Genomic DNA, 17251 nt, shown 5'->3' on the forward strand with positions numbered 1-17251 from the left:
AAGTTTTGCAAATTTATTCAAAAAAAAAGGATAAACTAAAAAGTTTATCCTTAATATTTATGAAGTAAGATTCATATTATTCAGCGCTTTCAGAAGATTCTTCAGTAGCAGGAGCTTCAGCAGCAGATTCAGCTTTTTTAGCTTTTCCACCACGACGGCTTTTTGCTTTTTTCACTTCTTTTTTACCACCGTTGTATAGCTCGTTGAAATCCACTAATTCGATCATCGCCATATCAGCGTTATCTCCTAAACGGTTTCCTAACTTGATAATACGAGTGTAACCACCTGGACGATCACCTACTTTAGCAGCTACATCTCTGAATAAATCAGTTACAGCATATTTGCTTTTTAAGTATGCGAATACGATACGACGGTTGTGAGTAGTATCTTCTTTTGACTTAGTAATAAGCGGCTCAACAAATTGTTTAAGCGCTTTAGCCTTAGCAACTGTAGTGTTAATACGTTTGTGCTCGATAAGAGAACAAGCCATATTAGCCAACATAGCTTTTCTATGTCCAGTTTGTCTGCTTAGGTGATTGAATTTTTTTCCGTGTCTCATGTGACGTTTTATTAAACCTTCATCTTGCTACTATCCTCTTTGGAGAGCAAAATATGAAGTAAATTATTCTTTATCTAACTTATATTTTGACAAGTCCATTCCGAATGTTAAATTCTTGTTGGCAACTAATTCATCAAGCTCAGTTAATGATTTTTTACCGAAGTTACGGAACTTCATTAAGTCATTTTTATTAAACGATACTAGGTCGCCCAACGTATCAACTTCAGCAGCTTTTAAGCAATTTAATGCTCTTACTGATAAGTCCATATCAACAAGCTTAGTTTTAAGCAATTGTCTCATATGTAATGACTCTTCATCGTAAGATTCAGTTTGAGCAATCTCATCAGCCTCTAATGTAATTCTCTCATCAGAGAATAACATAAAGTGGTGAATTAATACTTTAGCAGCTTCTGTTAGAGCATCTTTTGGATGGATAGAACCATCAGTTTTAATTTCAAAAACCAATTTTTCGTAATCCGTTTTTTGCTCTACACGGAAGTTTTCGATAGCATACTTCACGTTCTTTACCGGGGTAAAGATTGAATCTGTAAAGATCGTACCAATTGCAGCATTTTGTTTTTTATTCTCTTCTGCAGGTACATATCCTCTACCTTTTTCGATAGTAATTTCCATATTAAGGTTTACTTTACTATCTAAATTACAAATTACCAATTCCGGGTTTAACACTTGGAAACCAGACATGAATTTTTGGAAATCTCCAGCAGTAACTTGATCTTTTCCTGTGATTGATATTGTCACAGCTTCGTTATCGATATCTTCAATTTGACGTTTTAAACGTACTTGTTTCAGATTAAGGATAATTTCGGTAACATCTTCAACAACACCGGAAATAGTAGAGAATTCGTGATCAACACCTTCAATGCGTACAGATGTGATAGCATAACCTTCCAATGCTGAAAGTAAAACTCTTCTAAGTGCGTTACCAACAGTCAATCCGTAACCTGGTTCAAGAGGTCTGAATTCGAATTTTCCTTCGAAGTCAGTAGAATCGATCATGATAACTTTATCGGGCTTTTGAAAATTAAATATTGCCATAAATTTTCGACTGATGTCAATTATTATTTGTTGTACAATTCGACGATTAGTTGTTCTTTAATGTTCTCAGTGATTTGGATTCTTGCTGGAACAGATACGAAAGTACCTTCTTTAGTATCATTATTCCAAGTAATCCACTCATACACTTGAGAAGCACCAGCTAAAGAACGTTCGATAGCCTCTAATGATTTAGATTTTTCACGAACAGCAACTTTGTCACCAGGTTTTAAATGGTAAGAAGGAACGTTAACCAATTCACCATTTACAGTAATATGTCTGTGAGTTACGATTTGACGTGCAGCTCTTCTTGACGGAGCGATACCCATTCTGTAAACTACGTTATCTAAACGAGCTTCACATAATTGTAAAAGGATTTCACCTGTTACACCTTTAGAAGCAGCCGCTTTTTCGAATAAGTTTCTGAATTGTTTTTCTAAAATACCGTAAGTATATTTAGCTTTTTGCTTTTCCATTAACTGGATTGCATATTCAGATTTTTTACCTCTCTTTTTAGCTAAACCATGTTGCCCTGGAGGGTAATTTCTTTTTTCGAAGGCTTTATCATCTCCGAAGATTGCTTCGCCAAACTTACGAGCAATTTTTGTTTTTGGACCAGTATATCTTGCCATTTTAAAAATTTTTAAGGTAGAGATTATGAATTCAGGTCAGTATCCTCCGATAATCTATATTCTACCTAGTTATACTTAAATTAAATTAAACTCTACGTCTTTTTGGAGGACGACATCCGTTGTGTGGAAGTGGAGTAACATCGATGATTTCAGTTACTTCGATTCCTGAATTGTGGATAGATCTGATAGCAGATTCTCTTCCGTTTCCAGGACCTTTCACAAAAACTTTCACCTTTTTAAGTCCAGCTTCTAATGCTACTTTTGAACAATCTTCAGCGGCCATTTGAGCTGCATACGGAGTATTCTTTTTAGAACCTCTGAAGCCCATTTTACCAGCAGATGACCATGATACAACTTCACCTTTCTTGTTAGTTAACGAGATGATGATGTTGTTAAAAGTTGCACTAATATGCGCTTCTCCTGTCGACTCAACGATAACTTTACGTTTTTTTGTGCTTGTCTTAGCCATATTACTACTTATTATTTAGTTGCTTTTTTCTTGTTAGCAACAGTTTTTCTTTTACCTTTTCTAGTTCTAGAATTGTTTTTAGTTCTTTGTCCTCTTAATGGAAGACCAGCTCTATGACGGATTCCTCTGTAGCATCCGATATCCATTAAACGCTTGATGTTTAATGAAGTTTCAGAACGCAATTCACCTTCAATTTTGTAGTATGAAACTGCGTCACGGATTGCTCCAATTTCGTCGTCATTCCAGTCTTGAACTTTTTTGTCTTGACTTACTTGAGCTTTTTCTAAGATCTCGATAGCTCTGCTTTTTCCAATTCCGAAGATATATGTCAAAGCGATAACTCCTCTTTTGTTTTTAGGTATATCTACCCCTGCTATTCTTGCCATAATTATCCTTGTCTTTGTTTAAATCTAGGATTCTTTTTGTTAATAACGTATAATCTTCCTTTTCTACGTACGATAATGCACTCGGCACTACGTTTTTTTACTGATGCTCTTACTTTCATTTTAGTAGCTTTAGTATCTATAAGTAATTCTTGCTTTGGATAAATCGTAAGGACTCATTTCTAGTTTCACTTTATCACCTGGTAATAATTTGATGTAATGCATACGCATTTTTCCAGAAATGTGAGCAATTACGATATGCCCATTTTCTAACTCAACACGGAACATCGCATTTGACAATGCTTCAATAATTGATCCGTCTTGTTCTATTGCTGATTGTTTTGCCATATTAAGCTATTGCTTTTCTGTTTTTACCACTTTTCATTAAACCATCATAATGTTTATTCAACAAGTATGAATTGATTTGTTGAATCGTATCGATTGCAACTCCAACCAAAATTAACAATGATGTACCTCCGAAGAACAATCCCCATTGTGCTTGTACATTTAAAACACTTACTACAACTGCTGGGAACACAGCAAGGAAAGCAAGGAATAAAGCTCCAGGGAAAGTAATTAAAGACATCACTCTATCCAAAAAGTCTGCAGTTTCTACACCAGGCTTAACACCAGGAATAAAACCACCACTTCTTTTTAAATCATCAGCCATCTTATTAGTAGGGATGGTAATTGCGGTGTAAAAGTACGTAAAAATTACGATTAACGACGCAAATAACAAATTATACTCCCATCCAAAAATATTTTGAAATCTTGTACTAATAGTTTGAGCAGTTTCTGAAGATGATAAACCAGCAACAGCTGCAGGAATAAACATAATAGCCTGTGCAAAAATGATAGGCATAACTCCAGAAGCGTTTAATTTTAGTGGAATAAACTGGCGATTACCCCCCATTAAGTCTTGCTCCACATCACCAGAAACGGTGCGACGCGCATACTGAACCGGTACTCTACGAACAGCCATTGTCATCAATATACAAGCGATTATCACAAGCAACCAAATAATTATCTCAAAAACCAATTTCATTGGTCCACCGTTATTTTCAGAAATAACAGACGAAAATTCTTGGGTAAAAGCCTGTGGTAGTCTTGCAACGATACCAACTAAAATCAATAACGATATACCGTTTCCGATACCTTTATCTGTAATTTTTTCACCTAACCACATTGCAAAAATTGTACCTGTCGTTAAGATCAATACAGAAGAGAATAAGAAAGCAAATGAATTGAATCCTAATAAGAAAGCATCACCAGGTAAAGTTCTGTACAAGTTATAAATATAACCAGGACCTTGAACTAAAGTAATACCAATAGTCAACCATCTTGTAATTTGGTTCATTTTTTTTCTTCCACTTTCACCTTCTTTTTGTAACTTTTGTAAATAAGGAATCGCAATTCCCATTAACTGCACTACAATTGAAGCTGAAATATAAGGCATAATACCCAAGGCAAACACTGAAGCCTGTGAAAATGCACCACCTGTGAAAACGTCAATTAACCAACCAATACCTTTTTCAGTTTGATCAGTTAACCCTTGTAATTTAGTAGCGTCGATTCCCGGCAATGTTACCTGAGCACCAAAACGATAAACCAACAGAAATCCTAATGTAATTAGGATTCTGTTTCTTAGTTCCTCAATTTTCCAAACGTTTTGTAACGATTCAATAAATTTCTTCATCGTGTTCAGAAAATTATAATTCTATAGCTTCACCACCAGCAGCTTCGATAGCGGCTTTAGCAGTAGCTGTGAATTTGTGTGCACTTACTTTTAATTTTGCTTTAAGCTCACCTCTACCTAAAATTTTAACAACTTCAGTTTTAGTAGCTAAACGGTTTTCTACGAAAGTAGTGAAATCTACAGTATCTGTAGCCAAACCGTTATCAACTAGAGCTTGTAATGTATCAAGATTTACACCTTGGTACTCTACTCTGTTGATATTTTTGAAACCAAATTTAGGAACACGTCTTTGAAGCGGCATCTGACCTCCTTCAAATCCAATCTTTTTAGAATAACCAGAACGAGACTTAGCTCCTTTGTGACCACGTGCAGCAGTACCACCTTTACCAGAACCTTCTCCTCTACCTACTCTTTTATTTTGATTGTGTGTTGACCCTTCAGCTGGCTGTAAATTACTTAAATTCATAACAGTTATTTGTTATTTAGCTTCTTCTACAGAAACCAAGTGTTTAACTTTATTTACCATTCCAAGGATAGCAGGATTTGCATCGTGCTCAACAACATGTCCTATTCTACGTAAACCTAAAGATGCTAAAACTCTTTTTTGGTTTTCCGGACAGTTGATTTTGCTTCTTACTTGTTTTACTTTAATCTTTGCCATAATTTCCTTGAATTAACCTTTGAATACTTTCTCTAAAGATACTCCTCTTTGTTTAGCAACAGTAACTGCGCTTCTCATTTGTAATAAAGCATCGAAAGTTGCTTTTACCACATTGTGAGGGTTTGAAGATCCTTGAGATTTTGATAATACATCGTGAATACCTACAGATTCAAGTACTGAACGTACAGCACCACCAGCAATTACTCCGGTACCATGAGATGCAGGCATTAAGAATACTCTTGCTCCACCAAATTTACCTTTTTGCTCGTGAGGCACAGATTGTCCACTTAAAGGAATTCTAACTAAGTTTTTCTTTGCATCTTCTACTGCCTTAGCAATAGCTTCAGAAACATCCTTAGATTTTCCTAGTCCGTGACCAACAACTCCGTTCTCATCACCTACTACTACAATTGCAGAAAAACCGAACGCTCTACCACCTTTTGTAACTTTAGTAACACGATTTACACTAACTAAACGGTCTTTTAATTCAAGACCACTTGGTTTTACTAACTCTACGTTTTTATAATTATGATACATAATTTCTTAGAATTTTAATCCAGCTGCTCTCGCACCTTCTGCTAATGATTGAACACGACCGTGATATAAATATCCGCCTCTATCAAATGTAACATTTTCGATACCTGCTTTTAAAGCTTTTTCAGCAACTAATTTTCCAACTGCAGTAGCAACTTCGACTTTAGTTCCTTTAGTATCTACACCTTTCTCACGAGAAGAAGCGGCTAACAATGTAACACCATTCACATCATCTATAAGCTGAGCATAGATTTCTTTGTTACTTCTGAATACAGATAAACGAGGTCTTGCAGCAGTTCCGCTTACAATTTTTCTAATTCTGTACTGTATTCTTTGTCTTCTATCAGATTTTGTTAATGACATACTCTCAAATTTTAAGCTGATTTACCTGCTTTTCTTCTTAATACTTCACCCACAAACTTAATACCTTTTCCTTTGTACGGTTCTGGCTTACGGAAACCTCTGATTTTCGCAGCAACTTGACCTAAAAGTTGTTTGTCGTATGATGTTAATTTTACGATAGGGTTTTTACCTTTTTCAGAAATTGTTTCTACAACAACTTCAGGCGCAACCTCTAAAACGATATTGTGAGAATATCCCAAAGCCAAATCAAGTTTGTTTCCTTGATTAGAAGCTCTGTAACCTACACCCACAAGTTCTAATTCTTTAGTAAAACCAGTAGATACACCAGTAATCATGTTATTGATTAAAGCTCTATACAAACCATGTTGAGCTCTTTCTTCTTTGCTATCGGCAGCTCTTGTAACAAGAACTTGATTTTCTTCAACAGTTACAGTTACATTGTTTGTAAACTCTTGAGAAAGTTGCCCTAGTTTTCCTTTCACTGTAATTACAGCACCGTTAACTTCAACAGTTACGCCAGCTGGAATTGCAATTGGATTTTTACCTATTCTTGACATTTCTTATCTCTTTTTTAGTATACGTAACAAATTACTTCACCACCAACATTCAATTGTTTCGCTTGTTTTCCTGTCATAACCCCTTTAGAAGTTGACACGATAGCAATACCCAAACCATTTAAAATTCTTGGCAATTTAGCTGCACCTGCGTACTTACGTAAACCTGGTTTACTAATTCTTTGAATATCTTTAATTACTGGCTCTTTAGTATCTTTATCATACTTAAGAGCAATTTTGATAGTACCTTGTACAGTACTATCTTCGAACTTGTAGCTAAGGATGTAACCTTGATCGAATAAGATTTTTGTGATTTCTTTCTTCAAGTTAGATGCTGGAATTTCAACCACTTTGTGGTTTGCCATAACTGCATTTCTAACTCTCGTAAGATAATCCGCAATTGGATCTGTATACATTATAAACAAAATTGTGGTTATGGTTTTCAACTCACCCTCAGTGAGTTGAACCTTTAACCTATTAAACTTTAATATTTTAAGTTTGCAAATATAATACTTTTTTGCAAACTACCAAGAAGCTTTTTTAACTCCTGGAATCAATCCTTGGTTAGCCATCTCACGGAATGTTACACGTGAGATACCGAATTGACGCATATACCCTCTTGGTCTACCTGTTAATTTACAACGGTTGTGTAAACGAACTGGAGAAGCATTTTTCGGTAATTTTTGTAAAGCAGCGTAATCTCCAGCTTCCAATAAAGCTTTTCTTTTCTCTGCATATTTTTCTACCGTTTTTTGTCTTTTCACCTCGCGGGCTTTCATTGATTCTTTAGCCATGTCTTAATTCTTTTTAAAAGGTAAACCTAATTGAGCTAATAATGATTTTGCTTCTTTATCTGTTTCTGCAGATGTTACAAAAGTAATATCCATACCAGAAATTTTATTCACTTTATCGATATCGATTTCAGGGAAGATAATTTGCTCAAGAACTCCAAGATTGTAATTTCCTCTACCGTCGAAACCTGTAGATTTAATTCCGTTAAAGTCTCTTACACGTGGTAAAGATGCAGTGATCAATCTGTCTAAGAATTCATACATTCTCTCTCCACGTAAAGTTACTTTAGCACCAATTGGCATTCCTTTTCTCAATTTGAAAGACGCAACGTCCTTTTTAGAGATCGTAGCTACCGCTTTTTGACCAGTAATCTTTGTCAATTCTTCAACAGCGTAATCGATAAGTTTTTTATCAGATACAGCCGCTCCAACTCCTTTACTCAAAACGATTTTTTCCAATTTTGGAACTTGCATTACGTTTTTGTAACCGAATTCTTCTGTAAGAGCAGAAATGATTCTACTCTTATATTCTTCTTTAAGTCTAGGTATATAAGCCATTACTATAATACTTGATTAGATTTTTTTGAAAATCTTACTTTCTTATCTCCTTCTACCTTGAATCCAACTTTAGTTGCTTCTTTCGATTTAGGATCGATTAAAGACAAGTTAGAAATATGCATAGGAGCTTCTTTCTTAACGATTCCACCTTGAGGATTTTTAGCACTTGGCTTAGTGTGTTTAGACACCATATTTACTCCCTCAACTACCGCTTTGTTTTTCTCACGATATACACGCAAAACTTTACCTTCAGCACCTTTGTGGTCACCTGCGATAACTTTTACGATATCACCTGATTTTATTTTTAGCTTTATCATTGTAAATAATAATTAAAGCACTTCTGGTGCTAATGATACAATTTTCATGAATTGTTTTTCACGAAGTTCTCTAGCTACTGGTCCGAATACACGAGTTCCTCTCATCTCACCTGCAGCATTTAACAATACACAAGCGTTATCATCGAAACGGATGTATGAACCATCAGCTCTTCTTACTTCTTTTTTAGTTCTAACAACAACTGCAGTTGAAACCGCACCTTTCTTAACGTTTCCGTTAGGGGTTGCATCTTTGATAGCTACTACAATTTTGTCTCCAACAGAGGCATAACGACGTTTCGTTCCTCCAAGCACACGGATAGTTAAAACTTCTTTAGCTCCCGTGTTATCTGCTACTCTTAATCTTGATTCTTGTTGTACCATAATTATTTAGCTCTTTCAATGATTTCAACTAATCTCCAACATTTTGATTTAGATAAAGGTCTTGTTTCCATGATCTTTACTGTATCACCGATGTTACAGTCGTTTGTTTCGTCGTGTGCAACATATTTCTTAGTTTTTAACACGAACTTACCATATAATGGGTGTTTTACTCTAGTTACTTGAGAAACAACAATAGACTTATCCATTTTGTTAGAAGTAACAACACCAATTCTTTCTTTTCTTAAATTTCTTTTTTCCATCTTTTCAGCTGAATATTATTGAAGCTCTCTTTTAGTTAATTCAGTTGCAATTCTTGCCACTGAACGTCTAAGACTTCTAATTTGAAGTGGATTCTCGATTGGAGAAATAGCATGAGCAATTGTTAGGTCGGCATAAGTCTTTTTTAATTGAACTAGCTTCTCTTGTAACTCAGCTGCAGATAGATTTTTAATTTCTGATTGTTTCATAATCTTATTTATTATGCTTCGAAATCTCTAGCAACGACGAATTTAGTTTTTACTGGTAATTTTTGAGCAGCAAGACGTAACGCCTCTTTTGCAACAGCTAGTGGCACACCACCTACCTCAAACATAATTCTTCCTGGTTTAACAACAGCAGCCCAGTATTCAACTGCACCTTTACCTTTACCCATACGTACTTCAAGAGGTTTCTTAGTAATTGGCTTGTCCGGGAAAATTTTAATCCATAATTGTCCTTCACGTTTCATGTAACGAGTAGCTGCAATACGAGCTGCTTCGATTTGACGAGACGTTAAAAACATACCATCTTCATGTACAGATTTAATTCCAAACATTCCATTTGAAAGTTCATGACCTCTATTAGAGTTCCCTTTCATTCTACCTTTTTGTACCTTACGGTATTTTGTTCTTTTAGGCTGTAACATTTTTCTTTAATTTAAAAATTACTTTCTTTTACGAGCTCCAGGTTTACCGTTTGATTTTCCACCACGTGGAGCATCACCACCTTTACCAGCTGCAGATTTTTTATCCATACCTACAAGCGGAGAAAGATCTCTCTTTCCGTAAACCTCACCTTTCATGATCCAAACTTTAACACCCATTCTACCATAAGTAGTGTGTGCTTCAGCTAAAGCATAATCGATGTCTGCTCTGAAAGTTGATAGAGGAATTCTTCCTTCTTTGAAATTTTCAGAACGTGCCATTTCAGCACCATTCAAACGTCCAGAAATCATAACTTTGATTCCTTCTGCATTCATTCTCATAGACGCTGCAATTGCCATTTTGATAGCTCTTCTGTATGAAATACGGCTTTCAATTTGACGACAGATACTATTTGCAACTAAATATGCATCTAATTCAGGTCTTTTGATTTCAAAGATGTTAATTTGAACCTCTTTGTCAGTAATTTTCTTAAGTTCTTCTTTCAACTTGTCTACCTCTTGTCCACCTTTTCCGATAATGATACCAGGTCTAGCAGTAGTGATAGTAACGGTTACAAGTTTTAAAGTTCTCTCGATGATTACTTTAGATACACTAGCTTTTGATAAACGAGCATGAATGTACTTTCTGATTTTGTAGTCTTCGGCGATTTTATCACCGTAGTCATTACCACCATACCAGTTAGAATCCCATCCTCTGATGATACCAAGGCGATTTCCGATTGGATTTGTCTTTTGTCCCATCTTTATTAATTGCTTTGTGTGTTATTAATAGCCCCTAACACGATTGTTACGTGGTTTGAACGCTTTCTAATTCTGTGTGCACGACCTTGTGGAGCTGGACGAAGTCTTTTTAACATCATACCACCATCAACTTTGATCTCTTTTACGAATAAGCCTGCTTCAGCAACATTACCTTCACTATTTTTTTGCTCCCAGTTATTGATTGCAGATAATAATAGTTTCTCTAATTTTCTTGAAGCTTCTTTTTGACTAAATCTTAATATATTTAGTGCATTCTCAACTTTCTGACCTCTTACCAAGTCTGCTACTAAGCGCATTTTTCTAGGTGAAGTAGGGCAGTTATTCAATTTAGCAAACGCCAAAGACTTGTTAGCCTCTTTTCTTGCTTCTGCCGTTTCTCTTTTACGAACTCCCATGTCTTCTTTTATTTTTTACCTTTATTTTTAGCTCCAGCGTGACCTCTAAAAGATCTAGTTGGTGAAAACTCACCCAACTTGTGTCCTACCATGTTTTCAGTAACATATACCGGAACAAATTGACGACCGTTGTGAACTGCAATTGTTTGTCCTACGAAATCTGGCGTAATCATAGAAGCTCTAGACCAAGTCTTAACAACTCCTTTATTTCCACCTTCGATATTTTCTTGTACTTTCTTCTCTAATTTATAGTGTACGAAAGGTCCTTTTTTTAATGAACGTGCCATATCTTATTATTTCTTTCTACGTTCTACAATATACTTGTTGCTCGGGTTTTGTTTAGCACGGGTTCTGTAACCTTTAGCTGGTAAACCTTTTCTTGAACGTGGGTGACCTCCAGATGAACGTCCTTCACCACCTCCCATAGGGTGATCAACAGGGTTCATAGCTACCGGTCTCGTTCTAGGTCTTCTACCTAACCATCTAGATCTACCTGCTTTACCAGATACGATCAATTGGTGATCAGAGTTAGAAACTGCACCAATTGTTGCAGAACATGTTAACAAAATAAGTCTAGTTTCTCCAGAAGGCATTTTGATAGTAGCATATTTACCATCACGAGCCATTAACTGTGCGAATGTACCTGCAGAACGAGCGATAACCGCACCTTGACCTGGACGTAATTCGATACAAGAAATAACTGTACCTAGAGGAATTTTACTTAATGGCATGGTGTTACCAATTTCCGGAGCTGCATCAGCACCAGATACCACTTTTTGACCTACTTGTAAACCATTTTGAGCAATGATATACGTTTTCTCACCATCAGCATAAGCCAATAACGCGATGAAAGCAGTTCTGTTTGGATCATATTCAATCGATTTCACTGTAGCTGGAATACCAACTTTAGTTCTTTTGAAATCAACGATACGATATCTTTGTTTGTGACCACCGCCTGTATAACGCATGGTCATCTTTCCTTGACTATTTCTACCTCCTGAGTTTTTTTTCGGCGCGATTAATGAACGCTCCGGCTTATCAGTTGTAATAGCGTCAAAACCATTAACAACTCTAAAACGCTGACCCGGGGTAATAGGTTTTAATTTTCTTACTGACATCTTATTTTACTTAGATATTGTTGTAAAAATCTATTGTTTCTCCTTCTTGTACTTGAACAATTGCTTTTTTGTAAGCATTCGTTTTTCCTGAAATCATACCACTTTTCGTGTATTTAGTTGTACGATCAGGACGTACGTTCATTGTATTAACTTCTACAACAGTAACTCCATAAGCAGCTTCTACAGCTTTCTTAATTTGCACTTTGTTTGCTTTCTTGTCTACAACGAAACCAAAACGGTTGAATAATTCTCCGTCTTTAGTTACTTTTTCTGTAACGATAGGTTTAATAATGATACTCATGGCCTATTATTTGCTTAAATTTTCTTCAATTCCTTCTAAAGATCCCTCTAAAAGAACTAAATTATTTGCGTTTAATATCGCATAAGTACTTAATTCTGAATTAGTTACCACAGAAGAACCTTTTAAATTACGAGATGACAAATATACATTTTTATTTGCATCACCTAATACGAATAAAGATTTTTTGTTTTCTAATCCTAACGCTTTCAATACGTTAATGAAATTTTTAGTACTTGGAGCTTCAAAGTTGAAGTCTTCTACTACGATTAAATTTGAATCTTGTGCTTTTAATGTCAAAGCTGATTTACGAGCCAAACGCTTTAAAGCTTTGTTCAATTTGAAAGAATAGCTTCTTGGTCTTGGACCAAAAACAGTTCCTCCTCCTTTAAACAAAGGACTCTTTTTAGATCCTGCACGAGCAGTACCTGTTCCTTTTTGCTTCTTGATTTTACGAGTACTACCAGCAACTTCAGCTCTTTCTTTAGATTTGTGAGTACCTTGTCTTTGATTAGCAAGATATTGCTTAACATCTAAGTAAACAGCGTGCTTGTTAGGCTCAATTGCGAAAACTGAATCAGAAAGTTGAACTTTTCTGCCAGTTTCTTTTCCGTTGATGTCTAAAACTTTTACTTCCATTACTTCTGAACGATTACATAAGAGTCTTTGTGACCAGGAACACATCCTTTAACAACAAGTAAGTTCTTTTCAGCAACTACTTTTAAAACTCTAAGATTTTGTACTTTTACATTATCTCCACCCATTCTTCCAGCCATACGCATTCCTTTGAATACTCTAGATGGATAAGATGAAGCTCCTACAGAACCAGGCGCTCTTAAACGGTTATGTTGACCATGAGTAGCTTGTCCAACACCACCAAAACCGTGACGTTTTACAACCCCTTGGAAACCTTTACCTTTAGAAACACCTTGAACATCTACAAACTCTCCTTCAGAGAATAGATCTACAGTGATTACATCACCTAATTTGTGCTCGTTTTCAAATCCTTGGAACTCAACAACTTTCTTCTTAGCAACAGTACCTGCTTTTTTGAAGTGACCTTCAGCAGCTTTTGTAGTGTGCTTTTCAGTTTTGTCATCGAAACCAAGCTGAAGAGCCTCATACCCGTCAACCTCATTGGTTCTGACTTGGGTAACTACACATGGACCCACTTCAATAACAGTACAAGGAATATTTTTCCCGTTCTCATCAAAGATGCTAGTCATGCCAATTTTTCTTCCGATTAACCCAGACATATTAAACTAATTATTAATTATTTATTAAAATTTTTATTTTTTGAGTGCGCAAAAGTAAGCATTATGTTTTGAATTTCAAAACATAATGCTTAAATATTTACTTTCAGTGATTTATCACACTTTGATTTCCACTTCAACTCCACTAGGTAACTCTAATTTCATTAGAGCATCGATAGTTTTTGAAGATGAAGAATAGATATCTAATAATCTTTTGTATGACATTACTTCAAATTGCTCTCTCGACTTCTTGTTAACGTGCGGAGAACGCAATACAGTAAAAATCTTTTTGTTTGTTGGCAATGGAATTGGACCAGTTACCACAGCTCCTGTACTCTTTACAGTTTTTACGATTTTCTCTGCTGATTTATCAACCAACATATGATCGTAAGATTTTAATTTTATTCTGATTTTTTGACTCATTTTCTTAAAAATTAAGCGTTACCTTTTGCTTTCTTAATTACCTCATCTGAAATATTAGATGGAGTTTGCTCATAGTGAGAGAATTCCATAGTTGAAGTAGCACGACCTGAAGATAAAGTTCTTAAAGTAGTTACATATCCAAACATTTCTGATAAAGGCACATTAGCTTTAATAGTTTTAGCACCAGCTCTATCACCCATGTCATTAACCTGACCGCGACGACGGTTCAAGTCACCTACGATATCACCCATGTTTTCTTCCGGAGTGATAACTTCGATTTTCATGATTGGCTCAAGAATTACAGCACCAGCAGCTTTAGCAACTTCTTTGTATCCCATCTTAGCTGCTAATTCGAATGATAATGCATCCGAATCCACCGCGTGGTAAGATCCATCCAATAAAGTTACTTTTAAGCTATCTACAGCGTATCCAGCCAAAGGTCCTGTTTTCATTGCTTCTCTGAATCCTTTTTCAACTGCAGGAACATACTCTTTCGGTACGTTACCACCTTTTACTTCATTCACGAAAGTTAAACCGATTGCACCAGCCTCAGCAGGCTCTAAACGGAAAACAATATCACCAAATTTACCACGTCCACCAGATTGTTTCTTATAAACTTCTCTGTGTTGTGCAGGCTTAGTGAAAGCTTCTTTGTACTCAACCTGAGGCTCACCTTGATTTACCTCAACTTTGAATTCACGTTTCATACGATCTACCAAGATATCCAAGTGAAGCTCACCCATACCAGAGATAATCGTTTGACCTGAAGCCTCGTCAGTTCTAACTGTAAACGTTGGATCTTCTTCAGCTAATTTAGCTAAAGCCATACCCATTTTATCTACGTCAGCTTTTGTTTTAGGCTCGATCGCGATACCAATTACCGGATCAGGGAATTTCATAGACTCAAGAATAATTGGGTGTTTTTCATCACACATTGTATCTCCAGTCTTGATATCTTTAAATCCAACTGCCGCTCCAATATCTCCAGCCTCAATATATTCGATTGGATTTTGTTTGTTAGCGTGCATTTGGTAGATACGAGAAATACGCTCTTTGTTTCCTGAACGTGTGTTCAAGATGTAAGAACCAGCATCTAAACGACCAGAATAAGCACGGAAGAAAGCTAAACGACCAACATAAGGGTCAGTAGCAATTTTAAATGCTAAAGCAGCAAACGGCTCTTTTACATCTGGACGACGTAAGATTTTAGTTTGATCTTCTTCCAATAAATCTTGGTCATCAGGGTGAATCCCCTCAATACCTTCTTTATCTAAAGGAGATGGTAAATATTTACATACTGCATCCAACATGAATTGAACACCTTTATTTTTGAAAGATGAACCAGCAATCATAGGAATGATAGCCATATCAATAGTTGCAGCTCTTAATGCAGCGTTGATTTCGTCCTCAGTAATTGAGTTCTCATCTTCCATATATTTGTCAAGTAGATTTTCATCATACTCAGCAACTGCTTCAATTAAGATAGATCTGTATTCTTTTACCTCATCAACCATATCAGCAGGAATATCTACAATATCAAAAGTTGCCCCTTGAGTTGCATCATGCCAAATAATTGCTTGGTTTTTTACTAAGTCAACTACTCCTTTAAAATCGTTTTCCTCACCAATTGGTAAAGTAATTGCTACAGCGTTAGATTTTAACATATCTCTAACTTGTTGACAAACGTTTAAGAAGTTAGAACCTTGACGGTCCATTTTGTTAACGAATCCCATACGAGGAACTCTATATTGATCAGCAAGTCTCCAGTTAGTCTCTGACTGAGGCTCTACACCATCAACAGCAGAAAACAAGAATACCAAACCATCCAATACACGTAACGAACGGTTTACCTCTACAGTAAAGTCAACGTGCCCCGGAGTATCAATAATATTAAAGTGATATGGTTTTGAATCACCAATCAATTTACCTTGCTCAGTTGGGAAATTCCACTCACAAGTTGTAGCAGCAGAAGTAATTGTAATACCTCTCTCTTGCTCTTGTGCCATCCAGTCCATTGTTGCAGCACCATCGTGTACTTCACCAATTTTGTGTGATTTTCCTGTATAGAATAAGATACGTTCTGTAGTAGTAGTTTTTCCTGCATCAATGTGAGCAGCAATACCTATGTTTCTTGTGAATTTTAAATCTCTAGCCATTTCTTATGAATTAAAATCTAAAGTGAGAGAATGCTTTATTAGCATCTGCCATTTTGTGAGTATCCATTCTTTTCTTAACAGCTGCACCTTCTTCTTTAGCTGCTGCTAAAATTTCAGAAGCAAGTTTACCTGCCATAGATTTCTCATTTCTTTTTCTTGCATAAAGAATTAACCATTTCATCGCCATAGAAATTTTTCTATCTGGACGAATTTGCATTGGAATTTGAAAAGTAGCTCCACCTACACGGCGAGAACGTACTTCAACGTGAGGCATAACATTTGTTAATGCATCTTTCCAAAGTTCTAAAGCTGATTTTTCAGCATCTTGCTTTTTAGATTCTACGATATCCAATGCATCGTAAAATACTGCAAAAGCAGTCGATTTTTTACCATCCCACATTAAGTTATTCACAAAACGTGTTACTAATTGATCGTTAAATTTCGGATCTGGTAAAAGAGGTCTCTTTTTGGCCTGTCTTTTTCTCATGTCTTTTTCTTAAAAGTTTTTAAAAATTACTTTTTAGCGTCTTTAGGTCTCTTAGCACCATACTTAGATCTTCTTTGTGTTCTACCGTTAACACCGGCAGTATCCAAAGCACCACGAACGATGTGGTATCTAACTCCTGGTAAATCTTTTACCCTTCCGCCTCTAACTAATACTATCGAGTGCTCTTGTAGATTGTGTCCTTCTCCTGGGATGTAAGCATTCACTTCATTTCCATTTGTCAAACGTACACGCGCAACTTTACGCATTGCAGAGTTTGGTTTTTTTGGAGTAGTAGTGTAAACACGCGTACAAACACCTCTTCTTTGAGGACAAGAATCCAAAGCAGCCGATTTAGACTTCTTAGTCATTTGGGCTCTCCCTGTTCTTACTAATTGTTGAATTGTTGGCATAATTAAATACTAAAAATTACTTGTTTATAAAATCCCGCATTTTACGGGGTTGCAAATGTATATATTATTTTTGTAA

At 36.0% G+C, this 17251-nt stretch carries 32 protein-coding genes; all 32 read right to left on the minus strand.

From position 1 onward, the window contains the following. Positions 1–76: 76 nt before the first annotated feature. The 32 genes from rplQ to rpsL all read right to left on the minus strand — a co-directional run bounded on the left by rplQ (position 77) and on the right by rpsL (position 17175). Complete coding sequence (rplQ, locus tag ACFO7M_RS09825; protein WP_379714773.1) at positions 77–559, minus strand: 50S ribosomal protein L17; 483 nt, start codon at positions 557–559, stop codon at positions 77–79. A gap of 63 nt (positions 560–622) precedes the next feature. Then, positions 623–1615 carry a DNA-directed RNA polymerase subunit alpha gene (locus tag ACFO7M_RS09830; protein ID WP_250592551.1) on the minus strand — a complete coding sequence of 331 codons (993 nt, stop codon included), beginning with the start codon at positions 1613–1615 and terminating at the stop codon, positions 623–625. Between the two features lie 23 nt (positions 1616–1638). Continuing rightward, positions 1639–2244: a 30S ribosomal protein S4 gene (gene rpsD / locus ACFO7M_RS09835; protein ID WP_379714775.1), complete on the minus strand. Its 606-nt coding sequence runs from the start codon at positions 2242–2244 to the stop codon at positions 1639–1641. A gap of 85 nt (positions 2245–2329) precedes the next feature. Beyond that, positions 2330–2713, minus strand: a complete 384-nt coding sequence (gene rpsK / locus ACFO7M_RS09840; RefSeq protein WP_073311682.1) for a 30S ribosomal protein S11 — start codon at positions 2711–2713, stop codon at positions 2330–2332. An 11-nt stretch (positions 2714–2724) separates the two neighbouring features. Continuing rightward, on the minus strand, positions 2725–3099 hold the full coding sequence (gene rpsM / locus ACFO7M_RS09845; protein ID WP_073311683.1) for a 30S ribosomal protein S13: 375 nt from the start codon (positions 3097–3099) through the stop codon (positions 2725–2727). Between the two features lie 2 nt (positions 3100–3101). After that, a complete protein-coding gene (ykgO, locus tag ACFO7M_RS09850) occupies positions 3102–3218 on the minus strand; it encodes a type B 50S ribosomal protein L36 (protein ID WP_002987490.1) in 117 nt (38 codons plus the stop codon). Positions 3219–3228: 10 nt separating this feature from the next. After that, positions 3229–3444: a translation initiation factor IF-1 gene (gene infA / locus ACFO7M_RS09855; protein WP_007136545.1), complete on the minus strand. Its 216-nt coding sequence runs from the start codon at positions 3442–3444 to the stop codon at positions 3229–3231. A gap of 1 nt (position 3445) precedes the next feature. Further along, a complete protein-coding gene (gene secY, locus ACFO7M_RS09860; protein ID WP_379714778.1) occupies positions 3446–4792 on the minus strand; it encodes a preprotein translocase subunit SecY in 1347 nt (448 codons plus the stop codon). Between the two features lie 13 nt (positions 4793–4805). Next, on the minus strand, positions 4806–5258 hold the full coding sequence (gene rplO / locus ACFO7M_RS09865; protein ID WP_250596755.1) for a 50S ribosomal protein L15: 453 nt from the start codon (positions 5256–5258) through the stop codon (positions 4806–4808). Between the two features lie 12 nt (positions 5259–5270). Then, entirely contained in the window at positions 5271–5453 is a 183-nt protein-coding gene (rpmD, locus tag ACFO7M_RS09870) for a 50S ribosomal protein L30 (RefSeq protein ID WP_379714780.1), read from the minus strand. A 12-nt stretch (positions 5454–5465) separates the two neighbouring features. Beyond that, on the minus strand, positions 5466–5990 hold the full coding sequence (gene rpsE, locus ACFO7M_RS09875) for a 30S ribosomal protein S5 (protein WP_250596759.1): 525 nt from the start codon (positions 5988–5990) through the stop codon (positions 5466–5468). Between the two features lie 6 nt (positions 5991–5996). Beyond that, positions 5997–6350, minus strand: coding sequence for a 50S ribosomal protein L18 (gene rplR, locus ACFO7M_RS09880; protein WP_379735410.1), 354 nt, complete (start codon positions 6348–6350; stop codon positions 5997–5999). An 11-nt stretch (positions 6351–6361) separates the two neighbouring features. Beyond that, the gene (gene rplF, locus ACFO7M_RS09885; RefSeq protein ID WP_379714785.1) at positions 6362–6907 is read right to left on the minus strand and encodes a 50S ribosomal protein L6; all 546 of its coding nucleotides are present in this window, start codon (positions 6905–6907) and stop codon (positions 6362–6364) included. Positions 6908–6921: 14 nt separating this feature from the next. Continuing rightward, entirely contained in the window at positions 6922–7320 is a 399-nt protein-coding gene (gene rpsH, locus ACFO7M_RS09890; protein ID WP_379714788.1) for a 30S ribosomal protein S8, read from the minus strand. Between the two features lie 108 nt (positions 7321–7428). Beyond that, the gene (rpsN, locus tag ACFO7M_RS09895; RefSeq protein ID WP_250592562.1) at positions 7429–7698 is read right to left on the minus strand and encodes a 30S ribosomal protein S14; all 270 of its coding nucleotides are present in this window, start codon (positions 7696–7698) and stop codon (positions 7429–7431) included. A 3-nt stretch (positions 7699–7701) separates the two neighbouring features. Next, positions 7702–8253 carry a 50S ribosomal protein L5 gene (gene rplE / locus ACFO7M_RS09900; RefSeq protein ID WP_379714792.1) on the minus strand — a complete coding sequence of 184 codons (552 nt, stop codon included), beginning with the start codon at positions 8251–8253 and terminating at the stop codon, positions 7702–7704. A 2-nt stretch (positions 8254–8255) separates the two neighbouring features. Beyond that, the gene (gene rplX / locus ACFO7M_RS09905; protein WP_250592564.1) at positions 8256–8570 is read right to left on the minus strand and encodes a 50S ribosomal protein L24; all 315 of its coding nucleotides are present in this window, start codon (positions 8568–8570) and stop codon (positions 8256–8258) included. A 12-nt stretch (positions 8571–8582) separates the two neighbouring features. Beyond that, positions 8583–8951, minus strand: coding sequence for a 50S ribosomal protein L14 (gene rplN, locus ACFO7M_RS09910; protein WP_250596765.1), 369 nt, complete (start codon positions 8949–8951; stop codon positions 8583–8585). A 2-nt stretch (positions 8952–8953) separates the two neighbouring features. Continuing rightward, positions 8954–9211, minus strand: a complete 258-nt coding sequence (gene rpsQ / locus ACFO7M_RS09915) for a 30S ribosomal protein S17 (RefSeq protein ID WP_073311703.1) — start codon at positions 9209–9211, stop codon at positions 8954–8956. Between the two features lie 15 nt (positions 9212–9226). Then, the gene (rpmC, locus tag ACFO7M_RS09920) at positions 9227–9418 is read right to left on the minus strand and encodes a 50S ribosomal protein L29 (RefSeq protein ID WP_250592565.1); all 192 of its coding nucleotides are present in this window, start codon (positions 9416–9418) and stop codon (positions 9227–9229) included. A gap of 11 nt (positions 9419–9429) precedes the next feature. Continuing rightward, positions 9430–9855: a 50S ribosomal protein L16 gene (rplP, locus tag ACFO7M_RS09925; RefSeq protein WP_250596768.1), complete on the minus strand. Its 426-nt coding sequence runs from the start codon at positions 9853–9855 to the stop codon at positions 9430–9432. Between the two features lie 18 nt (positions 9856–9873). Then, positions 9874–10614, minus strand: coding sequence for a 30S ribosomal protein S3 (rpsC, locus tag ACFO7M_RS09930; protein ID WP_250596770.1), 741 nt, complete (start codon positions 10612–10614; stop codon positions 9874–9876). A gap of 5 nt (positions 10615–10619) precedes the next feature. Then, positions 10620–11030 carry a 50S ribosomal protein L22 gene (gene rplV / locus ACFO7M_RS09935; RefSeq protein ID WP_073311708.1) on the minus strand — a complete coding sequence of 137 codons (411 nt, stop codon included), beginning with the start codon at positions 11028–11030 and terminating at the stop codon, positions 10620–10622. A gap of 8 nt (positions 11031–11038) precedes the next feature. Beyond that, positions 11039–11317, minus strand: coding sequence for a 30S ribosomal protein S19 (gene rpsS, locus ACFO7M_RS09940; protein ID WP_073311710.1), 279 nt, complete (start codon positions 11315–11317; stop codon positions 11039–11041). Positions 11318–11323: 6 nt separating this feature from the next. Then, positions 11324–12148 (minus strand): 50S ribosomal protein L2, encoded by an 825-nt coding sequence (gene rplB, locus ACFO7M_RS09945; RefSeq protein ID WP_379714799.1) that lies wholly within the window; start codon positions 12146–12148, stop codon positions 11324–11326. 10 nt (positions 12149–12158) lie between these two features. Continuing rightward, positions 12159–12449 (minus strand): 50S ribosomal protein L23, encoded by a 291-nt coding sequence (rplW, locus tag ACFO7M_RS09950; RefSeq protein WP_379714801.1) that lies wholly within the window; start codon positions 12447–12449, stop codon positions 12159–12161. A gap of 6 nt (positions 12450–12455) precedes the next feature. Continuing rightward, positions 12456–13085 carry a 50S ribosomal protein L4 gene (rplD, locus tag ACFO7M_RS09955; RefSeq protein ID WP_379714803.1) on the minus strand — a complete coding sequence of 210 codons (630 nt, stop codon included), beginning with the start codon at positions 13083–13085 and terminating at the stop codon, positions 12456–12458. Continuing rightward, a complete protein-coding gene (rplC, locus tag ACFO7M_RS09960; protein WP_250596775.1) occupies positions 13085–13702 on the minus strand; it encodes a 50S ribosomal protein L3 in 618 nt (205 codons plus the stop codon). The genes rplD and rplC overlap by 1 nt, the downstream gene beginning before the upstream one ends. Positions 13703–13816: 114 nt before the next feature. Then, on the minus strand, positions 13817–14122 hold the full coding sequence (rpsJ, locus tag ACFO7M_RS09965; protein WP_073311719.1) for a 30S ribosomal protein S10: 306 nt from the start codon (positions 14120–14122) through the stop codon (positions 13817–13819). 11 nt (positions 14123–14133) lie between these two features. Further along, positions 14134–16278: an elongation factor G gene (gene fusA, locus ACFO7M_RS09970; RefSeq protein ID WP_379714806.1), complete on the minus strand. Its 2145-nt coding sequence runs from the start codon at positions 16276–16278 to the stop codon at positions 14134–14136. Between the two features lie 10 nt (positions 16279–16288). Next, positions 16289–16765: a 30S ribosomal protein S7 gene (rpsG, locus tag ACFO7M_RS09975; protein WP_250592574.1), complete on the minus strand. Its 477-nt coding sequence runs from the start codon at positions 16763–16765 to the stop codon at positions 16289–16291. A gap of 26 nt (positions 16766–16791) precedes the next feature. Further along, positions 16792–17175, minus strand: a complete 384-nt coding sequence (gene rpsL / locus ACFO7M_RS09980) for a 30S ribosomal protein S12 (protein ID WP_073311722.1) — start codon at positions 17173–17175, stop codon at positions 16792–16794. Positions 17176–17251: the final 76 nt, after the last annotated feature.

The sequence above is a fragment of the Flavobacterium sp. GCM10023249 genome (assembly GCF_042653365.1).
In the GTDB taxonomy this organism is placed as follows: Bacteria; Bacteroidota; Bacteroidia; order Flavobacteriales; family Flavobacteriaceae; genus Flavobacterium.

Bases quoted from the DNA above. Each gene is read 5' to 3' on its own strand.
- rplQ (WP_379714773.1), bottom strand. From the start codon at position 559: ATGAGACACGGAAAAAAATTCAATCACCTAAGCAGACAAACTGGACAT.
- ACFO7M_RS09830 (WP_250592551.1), bottom strand. From the start codon at position 1,615: ATGGCAATATTTAATTTTCAAAAGCCCGATAAAGTTATCATGATCGAT.
- rpsD (WP_379714775.1), bottom strand. From the start codon at position 2,244: ATGGCAAGATATACTGGTCCAAAAACAAAAATTGCTCGTAAGTTTGGC.
- rpsK (WP_073311682.1), bottom strand. From the start codon at position 2,713: ATGGCTAAGACAAGCACAAAAAAACGTAAAGTTATCGTTGAGTCGACA.
- rpsM (WP_073311683.1), bottom strand. From the start codon at position 3,099: ATGGCAAGAATAGCAGGGGTAGATATACCTAAAAACAAAAGAGGAGTT.
- ykgO (WP_002987490.1), bottom strand. From the start codon at position 3,218: ATGAAAGTAAGAGCATCAGTAAAAAAACGTAGTGCCGAGTGCATTATC.
- infA (WP_007136545.1), bottom strand. From the start codon at position 3,444: ATGGCAAAACAATCAGCAATAGAACAAGACGGATCAATTATTGAAGCA.
- secY (WP_379714778.1), bottom strand. From the start codon at position 4,792: ATGAAGAAATTTATTGAATCGTTACAAAACGTTTGGAAAATTGAGGAA.
- rplO (WP_250596755.1), bottom strand. From the start codon at position 5,258: ATGAATTTAAGTAATTTACAGCCAGCTGAAGGGTCAACACACAATCAA.
- rpmD (WP_379714780.1), bottom strand. From the start codon at position 5,453: ATGGCAAAGATTAAAGTAAAACAAGTAAGAAGCAAAATCAACTGTCCG.
- rpsE (WP_250596759.1), bottom strand. From the start codon at position 5,990: ATGTATCATAATTATAAAAACGTAGAGTTAGTAAAACCAAGTGGTCTT.
- rplR (WP_379735410.1), bottom strand. From the start codon at position 6,350: ATGTCATTAACAAAATCTGATAGAAGACAAAGAATACAGTACAGAATT.
- rplF (WP_379714785.1), bottom strand. From the start codon at position 6,907: ATGTCAAGAATAGGTAAAAATCCAATTGCAATTCCAGCTGGCGTAACT.
- rpsH (WP_379714788.1), bottom strand. From the start codon at position 7,320: ATGTATACAGATCCAATTGCGGATTATCTTACGAGAGTTAGAAATGCA.
- rpsN (WP_250592562.1), bottom strand. From the start codon at position 7,698: ATGGCTAAAGAATCAATGAAAGCCCGCGAGGTGAAAAGACAAAAAACG.
- rplE (WP_379714792.1), bottom strand. From the start codon at position 8,253: ATGGCTTATATACCTAGACTTAAAGAAGAATATAAGAGTAGAATCATT.
- rplX (WP_250592564.1), bottom strand. From the start codon at position 8,570: ATGATAAAGCTAAAAATAAAATCAGGTGATATCGTAAAAGTTATCGCA.
- rplN (WP_250596765.1), bottom strand. From the start codon at position 8,951: ATGGTACAACAAGAATCAAGATTAAGAGTAGCAGATAACACGGGAGCT.
- rpsQ (WP_073311703.1), bottom strand. From the start codon at position 9,211: ATGGAAAAAAGAAATTTAAGAAAAGAAAGAATTGGTGTTGTTACTTCT.
- rpmC (WP_250592565.1), bottom strand. From the start codon at position 9,418: ATGAAACAATCAGAAATTAAAAATCTATCTGCAGCTGAGTTACAAGAG.
- rplP (WP_250596768.1), bottom strand. From the start codon at position 9,855: ATGTTACAGCCTAAAAGAACAAAATACCGTAAGGTACAAAAAGGTAGA.
- rpsC (WP_250596770.1), bottom strand. From the start codon at position 10,614: ATGGGACAAAAGACAAATCCAATCGGAAATCGCCTTGGTATCATCAGA.
- rplV (WP_073311708.1), bottom strand. From the start codon at position 11,030: ATGGGAGTTCGTAAAAGAGAAACGGCAGAAGCAAGAAAAGAGGCTAAC.
- rpsS (WP_073311710.1), bottom strand. From the start codon at position 11,317: ATGGCACGTTCATTAAAAAAAGGACCTTTCGTACACTATAAATTAGAG.
- rplB (WP_379714799.1), bottom strand. From the start codon at position 12,148: ATGTCAGTAAGAAAATTAAAACCTATTACCCCGGGTCAGCGTTTTAGA.
- rplW (WP_379714801.1), bottom strand. From the start codon at position 12,449: ATGAGTATCATTATTAAACCTATCGTTACAGAAAAAGTAACTAAAGAC.
- rplD (WP_379714803.1), bottom strand. From the start codon at position 13,085: ATGGAAGTAAAAGTTTTAGACATCAACGGAAAAGAAACTGGCAGAAAA.
- rplC (WP_250596775.1), bottom strand. From the start codon at position 13,702: ATGTCTGGGTTAATCGGAAGAAAAATTGGCATGACTAGCATCTTTGAT.
- rpsJ (WP_073311719.1), bottom strand. From the start codon at position 14,122: ATGAGTCAAAAAATCAGAATAAAATTAAAATCTTACGATCATATGTTG.
- fusA (WP_379714806.1), bottom strand. From the start codon at position 16,278: ATGGCTAGAGATTTAAAATTCACAAGAAACATAGGTATTGCTGCTCAC.
- rpsG (WP_250592574.1), bottom strand. From the start codon at position 16,765: ATGAGAAAAAGACAGGCCAAAAAGAGACCTCTTTTACCAGATCCGAAA.
- rpsL (WP_073311722.1), bottom strand. From the start codon at position 17,175: ATGCCAACAATTCAACAATTAGTAAGAACAGGGAGAGCCCAAATGACT.